Here is a 14,010-nt window from a genome sequence, read left to right on the forward strand (position 1 = left end):
GGAGGACGAGATGGACAACATGAATGACGAGTTCTATATGTCGCTAGCGCTGGATATGGCGGAACGGGCCCAAGGACAGACGGGAATAAACCCTGTTGTTGGCTGCGTTGTTGTAAAGAATGGAGCTATGATTGGACTTGGAACTCATTTGCAGCGCGGAACAGGTCATGCTGAGGTGCATGCCTTGAATATGGCGGCCGGTCAAGCTCAGGGCAGTACAGCCTATGTCACACTGGAACCGTGCAGCCATTATGGTAAGACTCCCCCCTGCAGCCAAAGGCTGATCGACGAGGGAGTAGCCAGAGTTGTAGTTGCTTGTGAAGACCCTAATCCACAGGTGGCGGGTCGCGGGGTTCAAATGCTGCGTGAGCATGGCATTGAAGTCGAGGTAGGGCTGCTGCGTGATCGTGCGCTGCGGCTGAATGAGCGGTTTATCAAATATATTTTGACCAAACAGCCTTTTGTTACACTCAAGAGTGCCAGTACGCTTGATGGCAACCTAGCTACCAAATCTGGTGACAGTAAATGGATTTCGAATGGAGAAGCGCGGGAGATCGTACATACGCTGCGGCATCGGCATCAAGGAATTATGGTCGGTGTGAACACAGTGATTGCAGATAATCCTTCACTGACGACAAGAACGGAAGTTCCGGGTATTAATCCGGTACGGATCGTGATTGATTCTGGACTGCGTATTCCTTTGGATTCGGCAGTTGTAAGTGACGGTCTAGCGCCTACTATTATCGTGACTACAGAAGCCGCAGACGTTGCGAAGAAAGCGGCTCTGCTAGAGGCAGGTGTTCAAATCGTTGTAAGCGGAGCAGGACCACGTGTGGATTTGAAGGCTGCTATGGTAACGCTCGGCGAGATGGAAATTGGATCGATTTTACTCGAAGGCGGAGGCACGTTAAATGGTGCGATGCTGGAGAGTGGGTTAGTAGATCGAGTGATCCTCTTTTTCGCTCCAAAGATTGTCGGCGGCGGTGCTGAAGCGAAAGGGACCTTCGTATTCCCAGGTGTAGAGCTGATGAAGGATGCGATTTCTCTGGAGGGATTGGAAGTAAAAGTGCTCGGGGATAATGTATGTATCAGCGGTACTCCGGTGCGCTAAAGCGTATGCTTACAAAACTTTTAGGAGGGAAAGCATGTTCACTGGATTAGTTGAGGAAGTTGGCACTTTGAGAAGTGTCTCTACCGGTGGCGAAATGATGGTGCTGAACATTACAGCTTCGGTCATCATGGATGATCTGAAAATTGGTGATAGCGTGTCGGTTAATGGCGTCTGTCTTACAGCGACAACTTTAGGCGAGAACTTTTTTACAGTGGATGTCATGCCTCAGACCTATCGAAATAGTAACTTGAAGGAGCTACGTCCTGGCAGTCGGATGAATCTGGAGCGAGCCATGGCAGCTGGTGGTCGATTTGGAGGACATATTGTTCAGGGGCATGTGGACGGTACAGGTGTTATCAAAAGCGTAAAACGTGATCAGAATGCAGTCGTCTATGAGATTGCGCCAGATCGCAAATCGCTGTTCAAATACATCATTCCTAAAGGGTCGGTCACGATCGATGGTATTAGCTTAACAGTAGTAAAGACTACGGCTTCATCGCTTACAGTATCTATTATTCCGCATACGTTAGGGGAAACCGTGCTAACCTACAAGCGGGCTGGGGACAGTGTAAATATAGAGTCTGATGTTCTGGGTAAATATGTAGATCATCTTCTTCATTATGGCTCAGCAGCACAGGATGAAGAATCTGATAGCAGTTCCGGGATCAGTCGTGATTTCTTGGCGTCGAATGGATTTGTTTAATTATAAGAGGATGCTTACGAAGGATGTAGTGCTTCGTAAAGCTATATAGGAGGATAAAATCATGAGCGAACAATCGAAAAAGGAAAGTGTCTTGGACCCGATTGAAGAAGCTATATATGATTTAATGCGCGGCAAAGTTATCATCGTGGTGGATGATGAAGACCGTGAGAATGAAGGGGATTTTATAGCACTTGCTGAACGGGCAACACCAGAAGTCATAAATTTCATGATCACTGAGGGACGTGGTTTGGTCTGTCTGCCAATTACTGCAGAGCGAGCAGAAGAGCTTGAACTTCAGGCCATGGTCAGCCACAATACGGATAATCACGGTACAGCTTTTACTGTATCCGTTGACCATGTAGATACAACTACTGGTATATCTGCGGGGGAGAGATCCTTGACCGTTAAGGCCTTGATTGATCCAAAAGCAAAGCCCTCTGATTTTCGTAGACCTGGCCATATGTTCCCGCTGATTGCGAAAAAAGGCGGCGTATTGCGTCGTTCCGGACATACTGAGGCTGCTGTTGATTTAGCCCGTATGTGTGGTTCTTATCCAGCCAGTGTGATCTGTGAAGTTATCAAGGAAGATGGTACGATGGCCCGGCTGCCTGATCTGGTTGAGCTTGCAAAGAAGCATGATCTTAAGTTGATCAGCATCAAGGATCTAATCCACTATCGGAACGAAAAGGAACAACTCGTTAATCGTGAAGTATCTGTGCGTCTGCCAACTGACTTCGGTGAGTTTCAGACGATTGCCTATACGAATGAAGTGGATGATAAAGAACATGTAGCTTTGGTGAAAGGTGATATTTCTGGTGATGAACCAGTGTTAGTACGTGTGCATTCCGAATGTTTGACGGGGGACGTCTTCCACTCCCATCGCTGCGATTGCGGCCCACAATTTGAAGCGGCGCTTCGGCAGATCGAAGCTGCAGGTAGAGGCGTGTTGCTCTATATGCGCCAAGAAGGCAGAGGCATTGGTCTCATCAATAAGCTCCGCGCCTACAAGCTTCAAGAGGAAGGCCTCGACACCGTAGATGCGAATCTAAAGCTTGGTTTCCCAGCAGATTTGCGTGATTACGGGATCGGTGCACAGATTCTGAAGGATTTAGGTGTACGCCAAATTCGCCTCTTAACTAACAACCCTCGAAAGATCAAAGGGCTGGAAGGCTATGGATTGGAAGTTGTTGAACGCGTGCCAATACAAATGCCGGAGAATAAGGATAATACCAATTATCTCCATACGAAACAGGCGAAGCTTGGGCATTTACTTTCTTTTGACGATATCGAACAAAATGAAGATTCAAAAGTATAACCATACACAATAAAAAACGAAGGGTAGATGAATGATATGCCGAAATATTTAGAAGGACATTTAGTTTCTGAGGGATTAAAATACGGGGTTGTAGTAGGACGTTTTAATGAATTTATTACTAGCAAGCTGTTATCCGGTGCACTGGATGCTTTTAAACGCCATGGCGTTGGTGATGATGAGGTGGATGTAGCTTGGGTTCCAGGTGTGTTTGAAATTCCGTTGATCGCTCAAAAAATGGCTGAAAGCGGCAAATATGACGCTGTAATTACTTTAGGAACAGTTATTCGTGGTTCTACAACACACTATGATTATGTATGTAATGAAGTCGCTAAAGGGGTTGCAGCGATCAACCTTAAAACAGGCGTTCCGACGATTTTTGGGGTAGTAACAACTGAGAATATTGAACAAGCCATTGAGCGTTCAGGAACCAAAGCAGGGAATAAAGGCTGGGATGCTGCGACTGCTGCGATTGAAATGGCGAATCTTAACAAACTGTTTAAGTAAGACAGCTATTGACGAATCAGTTGAATTCGTGCTTATTTATAGTATAAGAAGAAAGCATGGATTATAGAGCCCTTTCTACTTGTGTAGCGTCCTTTTGGGCGCTGCACTTTACTTTTTTTGGCGGGAGGATGCTTCGTGACTGTATTGTACAAGCTGGAAACGTTTGAAGGTCCGCTGGATCTGCTTTTGCATTTAATTGATAAGGCGGAAATCGACATCCAGGACATTCCGGTCGCCGAGATCACCGAACAGTATATGGAATACCTGCGAAGTATGCAGGAGCTTGAACTGGATATTACGAGTGAATTTCTCGTGATGGCCGCAACCCTATTATCTATAAAGAGCAAGCTATTGCTGCCCAAACCACCGGTCATTGAGATCGATGATTTTGAATATTACGAAGATGATGAATTTGATCCACGAGCTGAACTCGTTCAGCGACTGATTGAGTATCGTAAATTCAAGAGTATTGCTGTTCATTTAATGGATATGGAGAGCGAGCGGAGCTTGATTTTTACGAAGGAACCGGAGGATCTGGGTCCATTCGTGCCTGAAGAGATTGACCATACGCTAAAAGGACTACATACTTCCGACCTTATAGCTGCTTTCCGTAAAGCACTAAGTAAGGCGGCAAGAAGGTCTTCTTACCAGCGGATCACCCGGGACGAAATATCGGTAAAAGATCGTATACGTGATGTATCGGATGCGCTGCAGCGCAGAGGAAAGGGCGGAAGGCTCCATTTCTCAGCACTGCTTCACGATGAAATGGCGCGACACGAAATCGTAGTTACTTTTCTTGCGATTCTGGAACTGATGAAAATGAAGGCGATTTTTTGCTATCAAGAGAAATTGTTTGAAGACATCGTAATGGAGTGGAGAGGAGGAGAACACTTCAATGGATTACAAAACGCTGAAATCGATTATTGAGGGCCTGTTGTTTCTATCAGGTGATGAAGGGATCTCCGTGCGGCAAGTCGCCGAGATTACGGAGCAGCGGCCAGAGCTTGCGGCTGGAGCATTAGAAGAACTGAAAGAGGATTATGTTGCACAGGAGCGGGGTTTGCAGGTAGTCCAAATTGCTGGGAATTATCGGCTGGCTACATTGCCTGATCATGCCCATTATTTTGAGCGCTTGGCTTATTCCCCATCCAGATCAACCTTGTCTCAGGCTGCATTAGAGACATTGGCAATCGTGGCATATCGTCAGCCAATTACACGGGTGGAGATCGAAGAGATTCGAGGCGTGAAATCCGAACGTGCAATTCATACGCTGAATAACAAGGATTTGATCCATGAGGTAGGTCGTGCGGAGGCCGTAGGGCGTCCAATCTTGTATGGGACGACTAAATCATTCTTGGAGAGCTTTGGCCTTGCAAGTCTGAATGAGCTGCCTGAACCATCCAACTTCGAATCCACTGATAATTTGGAAGAAGAGACACAGCTACTGTTCAATAAACTGGATACTCAAATGACGTTCGAGGATATTGAGAAACCTTAGAATTTTTGTTATTCCGCAATTATTTTTTTATTAATGGAACTGCCCCAAAACCATTTATCTGGTGTTGGGGCAGTTTCTTTTTTTTTGAAGAGCCACATTTTTTAACCAAACCCCGAATTTTTTCCAGCTTATAATGCCATACTAAACCAAAGGTTCCCATTATTAAGGTTTCTTGGAGGTAAATACGTGACGTTATGGCTTGTAATTCCCCTCGGTTTGCTAGTACTGGCAATGATCTTGGTTCTGTCTTCATCTATCGATTTCCGCATTCGGTGCTATAAACATGGAAAAAATGACCTGCTGGAGTTAGATGTTACCACTCTTTTTGGTCTAATTAAACTCCACTATGAACTGCCCCGATTGGTCTTTAAGGGATTGGAGCAAGGGGTGATTGGGAAGTTCAAAGAGACAGGTACTGCAACAATAGGTGTAGATACGGTAAAAGAAGAGCAATTCGATAAAGAAAGATTAGAGCGTTGGAGGGACAATTTACAGTTAGCAATGAAATCCACACGTGGATTGAAGGAATGGTTCAGGGACGTCTTATCTCATGTCAAAATATCAAAGCTTGACTGGTCCACTGATTTCTCACTAGGTGATGCAGCAGATACTGCCATAGCATCAGGAGCCGTTTGGGGACTGAAATGGAGCATCGTTGGATTTATTTCGCAGTGGGTCAAATTGAAACACAATCCACGAGTGTTTGTGAAGCCTGTTTTTCAGGATGAGCATTGTTTTTCAATGGAGCTAGTATGTGAAGGTAAAATGTCAGTTTCCTATGCTGTATACGCATCATTTCAGCTTCTTCTTCGTGTCTTGAGAGAGACAGGAGGGATCGGTAAGTGGAGAAAGTTACTAAAACGGATGCGAAGTGAGCCTCGTGGGCAAAGTTTAGAATGAAAGTTACATACAAATGTGTGGATGTGGGGATGATAAGCGCTGTAGAAGCAAGAGAAATCGTACTCAATCAAAGGAGGAAACAATATGAGCGACCATCCTATTCAGGGCCTAATGCAAACAGCGATGGAAAATATCAAGGGTATGGTAGATGTGAATACGATTGTTGGAGACCCAGTACAAACACCTGACGGTAGTATTATTCTGCCGATTAGTAAAGTGGCTTTTGGGTTTGCTGCAGGGGGTAGTGATTATCGAGTAGAAGATTCTATAAGCGGATCAAGCTCCCAAGGCGGTGTCAAAATGCTTCCTTTTGGTGGTGGTAGTGGGGGCGGTGTCTCCATCAGACCGATCGCTTTTCTAGTGGTTGGTAAGGATGGAGTAAACATTGTGCCACTCGACAATCAAACGCATTTGTTCGAGAAAATCATCGATGCCACACCAGGGCTCATCGACAAAATCCAGACTATGTTTCAAAGCAGTAGTTCTTCAGCTCAAGCTGGGACAACACCCACTGCTCAAGCTGCACAAGCACCTGCTAAACCCGATCCAAGTACATCTCAAACTTCAACACATTAGGTACACATAATTCTTCAAATAGCCTCGGGGATATCGCCTTACATCAGGCGGTGTCCCTTTTTGTGTGGAGAGGACATACCCTAAGGCTGGTCCGCATACACTTGTACAACATAAGCATGAAATGAATCACTTTACTTAAGAACCGATAAGAATCCGGAGGATAAAAATGAAGACAATAACTCTAAAATTTCCAATCGCTTTATTACTGTGCATTTTGCTGGTGTTTCTGACACCGCTAACCTTAATTCATGCGGAGAATAGCTCCATATCTACGCATGCAAGGGCAGCGGCGTTGATTGATGTGGAATCCGGGCGTATTTTGTATAGTACTCGAGGGGATGAGCCTATGCTTATTGCCAGCCTGACAAAAATAATGACCGCCCTTGTAGCTATTGAGAATGGTGATTTAGCATCGAAAGTCAAAGTTGGAAAAAATGCCTTCGCTAAAGAAGGCTCCTCTATTTATTTGCAGCAGGGTGAAGAGATGACACTGGAAAATATGCTATATGGTCTAATGCTGCGCTCAGGGAATGATGCGGCGACAGCGATCGCTGAGCATATCGGCGGATCTGAGGAAGGCTTTGTATACCTGATGAACACTAAGGCTGAGGAGCTGGGGCTTAAGAATACCCATTTTGCTAATCCGCATGGTCTAGATGCTGAAGGCCATTATTCGAGTGCTAACGACTTAGCTGTACTGACGGCTTATGCTCTTCATAATCCTGTATTTAAGCAAATTGTGAAGACGCAGGAGAAAACTGCGGACAATCCAAATGAGAAATGGGATTACAAGTGGAGAAATAAGAATAAAATGCTGTACTTATATGAGGGTGCGGACGGTGTAAAGACAGGTTATACCAAAAAAGCGCTACGCTGCCTTGTTAGCTCGGCGACCAGAAACGGCCAGCAGCTTGTCGCAGTGACCATCAATGATGGTGATGACTGGAATGATCATGCTTCACTACTAAACTTCGGGTTTAATCACTATCCCCTTAAAACATTAATCGAACGTGGGGACCCCGTGAGCGGTTATGACTTTGTGACAGCCAAAAAATTTGCCTATCCTCTCGGACAAGGCGAGCAGAATAGAGTGACCACTAAGCTTGTATTAAATCAGATGCCTGCGGCGTCAGCCAAAGCTGCAAGATCAAACTTTGGACTGCAAGGGGTCCTCGTTCTAGATCTAGGTGGCAAAGAGATAGGTCGGGTACCGTTGTATACACGAGAGTCTTTACCGCCTGAGGAATCCGCTTATTCTAAAAAATATAGCACAACACAAGCACACTCCTATCCTGCCGATAATTGGTTTCAGGCTTTAGGGAGTGCACTGAAGGCGTTATTTAAACTGGGTGAAAGTTCCAAGTAAGCAGATAGGCTGAATAATGAAGAGGGAGGCGTATCCATGATTAACGGGATTTGGCTAGGAATGATCATCATCGGTTTTCTGTTCGCCGCCGTTAACGGCAGAATGGATGAATTTACAGCCGCCGTATTCGACGGAGCCAAGAATGGGGTTACAGTAAGTTTCGGCTTAATAAGTGTACTTGTATTCTGGTTAGGGATCATGCGGATCGCTGAGGATGCTGGTTTACTTAAAAAAATAGCCAAAATACTCGGTCCGATCGTATCCTTTCTATTTCCAGATGTGCCGAAGGGCCATCCTGCGATCGGATATATTCTCTCCAACATGAGCGCTAATCTGCTCGGACTAGGCAATGCGGCAACCCCAATGGGCATCAAGGCGATGCAAGAGCTGCAGAAGCTCAACCCAGATAAAGACATGGCTACGCCTGCCATGTGTACCTTGCTGGCGCTTAACACAGCAAGTATTACGCTTATCCCCGCCACTCTAATTGCGATACGGTTAAATTACAATTCGACAGATCCAGCGGGTATAGTGGGGACAACCCTTGCAGCAACGGCTGTGGCTACCCTTGCTGCGATTGCGGCTGACCGATTTTTCCGAAGGATGTCTTTGCTGCGTAAACCTCCAAAGCCGCCATCAGTAAAGTCTGGTTCTGCCCCATTGGCGAAGACGCCGCTGCCTAATTCTTCCTTGAAAGGGTGAGCATGACTTGTACCAGTTAATCAGTCTCATATCGGCATGGGCGATTCCGGTCATGATTACGTTCATCCCGCTCTATGCTTTTACACGTAAAGTCCCAGTGTATGAGTCATTTGTTGAAGGAGCGAAGGATGGATTTGGTACGGCAATAGCGATTATTCCTCATCTTGTGGGGATGCTTGTAGCGATCAGTGTCTTTCGCGCATCGGGCGCACTCGACTTCCTAATGGGGTTCATAGCCCCTGCCCTGCAGGGGCTTGGCGTACCTGCAGAAGTATTGCCACTCGGCCTTCTGCGGCCCCTCACAGGCACAGGGTCGCTTGCTTATACCACGGATCTGATTCGCGTTCATGGCCCAGATTCTCTAATCGGCATGATCGCCTCCACTATACAGGGGAGTACGGACACTACACTCTATGTGTTAACGGTTTATTTTGGAGCTGTAGGTGTGCGTAACGGCCGTTATGCACTTAAGGTAGGACTTTTCTCCGATGTCGTAGGCTTCGTCGCTGCTATCGCGATCTGTCTACTACTTTTTGGGTAGGAGACGTCACCCCATTTCCCTCCTCGACATATGCTATTGCAGCAATGTGGAGGGAGGCAACCCGTTATGAACTATAAAGGCTTTATACTGCATCAGTCTCGCTGCCCATCTATTAACGGTAAAGGCTTTGATTTCTGGGTTGGTATGGATGGAGGAATCTATGCTGCGCCACTGTTGACCGATCCGGAGTATATTCACATTTGCCTGGAAGGGGATTTCAGCAAAGAAGACAACCAACCTCAATTATCTGGAAGGCGTAATCAGCTTTTTGCAACGGTTAAACTTTTGTTAGAACTGGTAGATCGCTATCAAATTTCCCCATTAATCATAGAACCCCACAATAATTACTGCCCAGGAGCATTTTTTCCATGGAATGAACTTGTGATTTATCCCTCTGATGGTTATCATTAACCTGAGGTGACTAGTCGAAAATGGAAAGATTACAGAAAATTTTGGCGCAAGCAGGTGTAGCGTCTAGACGCAAGTGTGAAGAAATGATTTTGGCCGGTAAAGTGGAAGTCAACGGGGAACTCGTAACTACGCTTGGCACGAAGGTAGACCCCGCAACAGATATTATTAAAGTCTCCGGTCGACTGATTAGAGGCGAGAACAAAATTTATATTATGTTCAATAAACCAAAAGGAGTAATTACAAGCGCTTCCGATCCAAAGGGTCGCAAGGTTGTAACGGACTACCTTAAAGGGATTACTGAACGGGTTTACCCTGTAGGCCGTCTGGATTATGATACGGAAGGATTGCTGCTGCTGACAAATGATGGCGATTTTGCGAATCTGCTTACCCATCCTAAGCATCATGTCCCTAAGACGTATCATGCTACGGTCAAGGGTATACCGCACGGTACTGCACTGGACAAGCTAAAGGCCGGGATCAAGCTGGAGGATGGCATGACAGCGCCTGCGGAAGTGGAGTATAAGGATATTGATGAAGTGAATAAAGAAGCGGTAATCAGTATTACGATTCACGAGGGACGTAACCGTCAGGTACGACGCATGTTTGATGCGATCTCACACCCCGTACTCCGTTTGAAGCGGATTTCTTTCGGGGATATTATGCTGCAAAATCTCAAACGTGGCTCATACCGTCATTTAACTAAAGATGAAATTAACCATCTGCAGCAAATTGCTAAAGCAGGGTTGCTCAAAGAAAGAACTCCACGTAAAGAGTCATAAAGACACACAATATTCACAATTAGGCCCCCTAATGATATGACGAAATTCGCTATAATGTTCATAGGATGTTCACACCTTACAACATAAGTATGAGTTGCGTCACAGAAGGGGGCTTTACATGTGGGTAAAGCGAGAAAACCAATTCAAATCGTAATTCTGTTTCTAATCGTTCTAGTGGGTGGTTATGCTATTGGTTCCTCTGTATTTGGAGGAAACGGAAAGCCAGAGGAAGGTAGTAAAGCGCCTGCCATTGATTTGCTTGGGCTGGATGGCCTTGGGCATACGTTAGACGAGTATAAAGGTAAGGCTATTGTGCTGAATTTCTGGGGCACATGGTGCGCACCTTGTGTAAAAGAAATGCCGGCTCTCCAAGCACAGTGGGAGAAATGGAAGGACAAGGATGTAGTCGTTGTTGGAATCAATGTAGGTGAAGATCAGATGACTGTCGAGAATTTTGTGAAGCAAGTCGACATTGATTTTCCGATTTTGATGGACACGGGACGAGACGCTGTGCGAAGCTATGGTATTTCTCCACTCCCAACTACTTTTTTTATTAATGCAAAGGGTAAAATTGACAGCATCCATATAGGCCAGCTTGATTTAGATTCACTAGATGATCAAATTGGGAAGCTGGTGGATTGATGAGTAAACGCGAGGCTTTTATCACCAATACTAAATGTGAATGTGGCCACCAGAACCCTGTAGGCACTGTTCTCTGTGAAGCATGTGGAAAGCCGCTTGGCAAAGAATCGGACTGGGGCGAGAATCTGGAAATGCGTTATGATGGTGTAGCCCGCCGTTCGCAGCGCGTTAATCCAGGCATTATTGATCGAGTTTGGAACTTCTTTTCATCCGTCAAAATAGCAATTTATCTAATCGTTTTGACACTGTTAGGCTCTATGCTGGGAACAATTTTCCCTCAGGAGAGTACTTTCCTTAATATTGACGCATCGAGTTATTATAAGCAGGAGTATGGAACAGCTGGGGACATCTACTATAAGCTTGGACTTTCACATACATACGAATCCTGGTGGTTTGTAACTCTACTTGTAATGATTGGCGCTTCACTGGTCATTTGTAGTTTGGACCGAGTCCTTCCCCTATACAAGGCATTAACTAGGCAGAAGATTCGGAAACATCGTCAGTTCTTAACCCGGCAAAAGGCCGTGCTAGTCACTGAAGTGCAAGAAGAACCAGAAGCATGGGTTGCTCGGGTGGTTCAACCTATGCGTAAAAAGGGCTACCGAGTCAAGACAGAAGGAGGAGCTCTGCTAGCAGAGAAACACCGCTTCAGCCGCTGGGGACCTTACGTAATACATATTGGTTTGATTATTTTTTTACTTGCTGTACTGGCAAGAGGATTGCCGGGACTCAATATGGATCAGCATCTTGCCTTCCCGCAAGGGGAGATTACACAGATTCCGGATACTACCTACTATTTAAAAAATGAGAAATTCACCGTAGAGTTTTATACAGATGAAGAGATGCCTGAGGAGTTTCGCGGCAAAAAAATCCTTCCGAAATTATTCCAAACCAAAGCAGTGCTATATCAATGTACCGCGGATTGTGGAGATCCTACTAAGGAACCGCAGCTTACCGAGGTGACAACTCATAATATCCAAGTTAACTCACCTTTGGATTATAAAGGATTGAAAGCGTATCAGTTTGATTATGATTTAACGCCTGTGCTCCGTTCCGTACAGCCTGTACTTAAGAATTCCGACACTGGAGAGGCATACGGTAAATTTAAACTGGACATGAAGAATCCGCAGCGTGCGATTACAGCGGGACCTTATTCGTTGACTTTAAAAGAGAAGTATATGGATTTTGGTCTCAATGAGGAAGGGCAGCCGATATCCAAGTCACCTTATCCGAATGCACCTGCATTTTTGTTCTTGATTCAAGGTCCGAATTTGCCTGAGGAAGGGCAGCAGTATTTCTATTTTCCTAAGCAGGTAGATAAGGCACAGTTTCAGCAGGTAGCGATTAACGATAAGCTTGGTGGCAGCAGTAGATTTCTTGAGCTTGAAGTGGACAACATGAGCGATGTTGATTTTTCGGAATCGACCACATACTTGAACATACGTATTGATCGTGCAATGCCTTTTGTATGGTTAGGTGCAGCAATCGTGATGCTAGGATTAGTCCTTGGATTTTACTGGCAGCATAGACGCATCTGGCTTACCGTTACTAACGGAGAGCTAATACTCGGAGGACATACGAACAAGAACTGGTTCGGCTTCCGCCGTGAAATCGTTTCTATTTTAGAAAAAGTAGATATGGTAGTCGATGAAAAATCAATAGATAATGGAGGAGGCCTTACATGAGCTTGCTCGATATCAGCAGCGCTGTCTTTATTGCCGCATTCTTATTATACAGCGGTTCGTTTATGTTATTCACTATCGCTATCATGGGTCGCAAGTGGTCGGGCCGTAAGCCAGAGGAACATACTGCTCGCTGGGGGAAAATAGCTTTTATTGTTTCTTCAATAGGACTTATCTTTCATCTCATATATTTCTTTACACGCTGGTCTGGTTCAGGACATATTCCAGTCAGCAATATGTATGAGTTCATGACTTTCTTATCTATGATGGTTATGGTAGCCTTTACAGTGATGTTCGCGATCTATCGAAAGGTGATTCTCGGTCTGTTTGCAGTGCCAATTAGCATTATTGTGATGGCATATGCAGCTGTATTTCCACAGGAGGTTCAGCCGCTGATTCCATCCCTACAATCGAACTATCTTAAGATTCACGTAACACTGGCTGCACTAGGTGAATCCTTCTTCGCAGTAGGATTTGCGGCAGGGCTGATGTATCTGCTGCGGACTGTGAATTTTGCCAGTAAAGAGAAGGCGGATCGTAAGCAGCAGAAGATGATTGAATTTACTCTCTTTTCAATCATTGTTATAATTGGTTTTCTGGGTTCAGTTTTTGCTTTCCGCGGAGCAGGTTATGAGACTGTTTTTGTCCGTCCCAACGTTACGATTGACAGCGCAGGGCAGGAAAATAGTACAATAGAGAAAGTGAGTTATCGAATGCCGCCGATTGTGGCTCCTCACAATAGCGAAATAGAAAGCTTCCAGTCGTTTCTTGGCATGAAAGAACCTCTCTTTGAAGCTCCTTCTTGGATGAATGGTGTGAATGCTGGCCGGAAGTTTAATACTGTAATCTGGTCGATTCTCTCTGGATTAATCCTTTACGGAATTCTTCGCTTAATCATACGCAAGCCATTGGGCGCAGCGATTCACCCAGTGATGGATGGAATTGATGAAGGCGATCTAGATGAGATTACGTATAGGGCGATAGCGATTGGCTTTCCTATTTTCACATTAGGCGCTTTGATTTTTGCAATGATATGGGCGCAAATAGCCTGGGGAAGATTCTGGGGATGGGACCCCAAAGAAGTCTGGGCACTCGTTACTTGGCTTTTCTACAGTGCTTATCTTCATTTACGATTGGCTCGAGGATGGCAAGGGCGAAAATCTGCCTGGCTTGCCGTTCTAGGCTTTTTGGTCGTAATGTTTACCTTGGTTGGCGTTAATCTAGTCATCGCCGGACTTCATTCTTATGCGGGGACGGACTGAGCATAGTTTACCTGCTAA

General features: G+C 45.4%; 16 protein-coding genes. All 16 read left to right on the forward strand.

The features are described 5' to 3' along the window. The first annotated feature begins 10 nt into the window (after nucleotides 1–10). Nucleotides 11–1,111, forward strand: coding sequence for a bifunctional diaminohydroxyphosphoribosylaminopyrimidine deaminase/5-amino-6-(5-phosphoribosylamino)uracil reductase RibD (gene ribD / locus NSS67_RS12405; RefSeq protein ID WP_339319810.1), 1,101 nt, complete (start codon nucleotides 11–13; stop codon nucleotides 1,109–1,111). Nucleotides 1,112–1,145: 34 nt separating this feature from the next. Next, nucleotides 1,146–1,814, forward strand: a complete 669-nt coding sequence (locus NSS67_RS12410; protein WP_339319811.1) for a riboflavin synthase — start codon at nucleotides 1,146–1,148, stop codon at nucleotides 1,812–1,814. A 61-nt stretch (nucleotides 1,815–1,875) separates the two neighbouring features. Continuing rightward, nucleotides 1,876–3,129 (forward strand): bifunctional 3,4-dihydroxy-2-butanone-4-phosphate synthase/GTP cyclohydrolase II, encoded by a 1,254-nt coding sequence (locus NSS67_RS12415; RefSeq protein WP_339319812.1) that lies wholly within the window; start codon nucleotides 1,876–1,878, stop codon nucleotides 3,127–3,129. Nucleotides 3,130–3,165: 36 nt separating this feature from the next. Continuing rightward, complete coding sequence (gene ribE, locus NSS67_RS12420; RefSeq protein ID WP_036676377.1) at nucleotides 3,166–3,633, forward strand: 6,7-dimethyl-8-ribityllumazine synthase; 468 nt, start codon at nucleotides 3,166–3,168, stop codon at nucleotides 3,631–3,633. Nucleotides 3,634–3,768: 135 nt separating this feature from the next. Continuing rightward, nucleotides 3,769–4,560, forward strand: a complete 792-nt coding sequence (locus NSS67_RS12425) for a segregation/condensation protein A (protein WP_339319813.1) — start codon at nucleotides 3,769–3,771, stop codon at nucleotides 4,558–4,560. Continuing rightward, a complete protein-coding gene (gene scpB / locus NSS67_RS12430) occupies nucleotides 4,529–5,131 on the forward strand; it encodes an SMC-Scp complex subunit ScpB (protein WP_339319814.1) in 603 nt (200 codons plus the stop codon). Before NSS67_RS12425 ends, scpB begins: the two co-directional genes overlap by 32 nt. A gap of 186 nt (nucleotides 5,132–5,317) precedes the next feature. Beyond that, nucleotides 5,318–6,031 (forward strand): DUF2953 domain-containing protein, encoded by a 714-nt coding sequence (locus NSS67_RS12435; RefSeq protein WP_339319815.1) that lies wholly within the window; start codon nucleotides 5,318–5,320, stop codon nucleotides 6,029–6,031. Between the two features lie 84 nt (nucleotides 6,032–6,115). Then, entirely contained in the window at nucleotides 6,116–6,607 is a 492-nt protein-coding gene (gene ytfJ / locus NSS67_RS12440; protein ID WP_339319816.1) for a GerW family sporulation protein, read from the forward strand. Nucleotides 6,608–6,773: 166 nt separating this feature from the next. After that, the gene (locus NSS67_RS12445) at nucleotides 6,774–7,973 is read left to right on the forward strand and encodes a D-alanyl-D-alanine carboxypeptidase family protein (protein WP_339319817.1); all 1,200 of its coding nucleotides are present in this window, start codon (nucleotides 6,774–6,776) and stop codon (nucleotides 7,971–7,973) included. Nucleotides 7,974–8,009: 36 nt separating this feature from the next. Further along, on the forward strand, nucleotides 8,010–8,675 hold the full coding sequence (locus tag NSS67_RS12450; RefSeq protein ID WP_339319818.1) for a nucleoside recognition domain-containing protein: 666 nt from the start codon (nucleotides 8,010–8,012) through the stop codon (nucleotides 8,673–8,675). A 7-nt stretch (nucleotides 8,676–8,682) separates the two neighbouring features. Continuing rightward, nucleotides 8,683–9,216, forward strand: a complete 534-nt coding sequence (locus NSS67_RS12455) for a spore maturation protein (protein WP_339319819.1) — start codon at nucleotides 8,683–8,685, stop codon at nucleotides 9,214–9,216. A gap of 66 nt (nucleotides 9,217–9,282) precedes the next feature. After that, the gene (locus NSS67_RS12460) at nucleotides 9,283–9,627 is read left to right on the forward strand and encodes an N-acetylmuramoyl-L-alanine amidase (protein ID WP_339319820.1); all 345 of its coding nucleotides are present in this window, start codon (nucleotides 9,283–9,285) and stop codon (nucleotides 9,625–9,627) included. Nucleotides 9,628–9,647: 20 nt separating this feature from the next. After that, complete coding sequence (locus NSS67_RS12465) at nucleotides 9,648–10,406, forward strand: pseudouridine synthase (RefSeq protein WP_234531783.1); 759 nt, start codon at nucleotides 9,648–9,650, stop codon at nucleotides 10,404–10,406. 120 nt (nucleotides 10,407–10,526) lie between these two features. Continuing rightward, nucleotides 10,527–11,048 carry a redoxin domain-containing protein gene (locus NSS67_RS12470; protein ID WP_339319821.1) on the forward strand — a complete coding sequence of 174 codons (522 nt, stop codon included), beginning with the start codon at nucleotides 10,527–10,529 and terminating at the stop codon, nucleotides 11,046–11,048. Then, complete coding sequence (locus tag NSS67_RS12475; protein ID WP_339319822.1) at nucleotides 11,048–12,733, forward strand: cytochrome c biogenesis protein ResB; 1,686 nt, start codon at nucleotides 11,048–11,050, stop codon at nucleotides 12,731–12,733. The genes NSS67_RS12470 and NSS67_RS12475 overlap by 1 nt, the downstream gene beginning before the upstream one ends. Then, entirely contained in the window at nucleotides 12,730–13,992 is a 1,263-nt protein-coding gene (gene ccsA, locus NSS67_RS12480; RefSeq protein ID WP_339319823.1) for a cytochrome c biogenesis protein CcsA, read from the forward strand. The genes NSS67_RS12475 and ccsA overlap by 4 nt, the downstream gene beginning before the upstream one ends. Nucleotides 13,993–14,010: the final 18 nt, after the last annotated feature.

Origin of the sequence: Paenibacillus sp. FSL R10-2734 (genome assembly GCF_037963865.1) — a bacterium.
GTDB lineage: Bacteria > Bacillota > Bacilli > Paenibacillales > Paenibacillaceae > Paenibacillus_AQ.

Coding starts and splice junctions, on each gene's coding strand:
- scpB (WP_339319814.1), top strand. CDS start 4,529: ATGGATTACAAAACGCTGAAATCGATTATTGAGGGCCTGTTGTTTCTA.
- NSS67_RS12460 (WP_339319820.1), top strand. CDS start 9,283: ATGAACTATAAAGGCTTTATACTGCATCAGTCTCGCTGCCCATCTATT.
- ccsA (WP_339319823.1), top strand. CDS start 12,730: ATGAGCTTGCTCGATATCAGCAGCGCTGTCTTTATTGCCGCATTCTTA.
- NSS67_RS12445 (WP_339319817.1), top strand. CDS start 6,774: ATGAAGACAATAACTCTAAAATTTCCAATCGCTTTATTACTGTGCATT.
- NSS67_RS12475 (WP_339319822.1), top strand. CDS start 11,048: ATGAGTAAACGCGAGGCTTTTATCACCAATACTAAATGTGAATGTGGC.
- ribE (WP_036676377.1), top strand. CDS start 3,166: ATGCCGAAATATTTAGAAGGACATTTAGTTTCTGAGGGATTAAAATAC.
- NSS67_RS12450 (WP_339319818.1), top strand. CDS start 8,010: ATGATTAACGGGATTTGGCTAGGAATGATCATCATCGGTTTTCTGTTC.
- NSS67_RS12465 (WP_234531783.1), top strand. CDS start 9,648: ATGGAAAGATTACAGAAAATTTTGGCGCAAGCAGGTGTAGCGTCTAGA.
- ytfJ (WP_339319816.1), top strand. CDS start 6,116: ATGAGCGACCATCCTATTCAGGGCCTAATGCAAACAGCGATGGAAAAT.
- ribD (WP_339319810.1), top strand. CDS start 11: ATGGACAACATGAATGACGAGTTCTATATGTCGCTAGCGCTGGATATG.
- NSS67_RS12415 (WP_339319812.1), top strand. CDS start 1,876: ATGAGCGAACAATCGAAAAAGGAAAGTGTCTTGGACCCGATTGAAGAA.
- NSS67_RS12410 (WP_339319811.1), top strand. CDS start 1,146: ATGTTCACTGGATTAGTTGAGGAAGTTGGCACTTTGAGAAGTGTCTCT.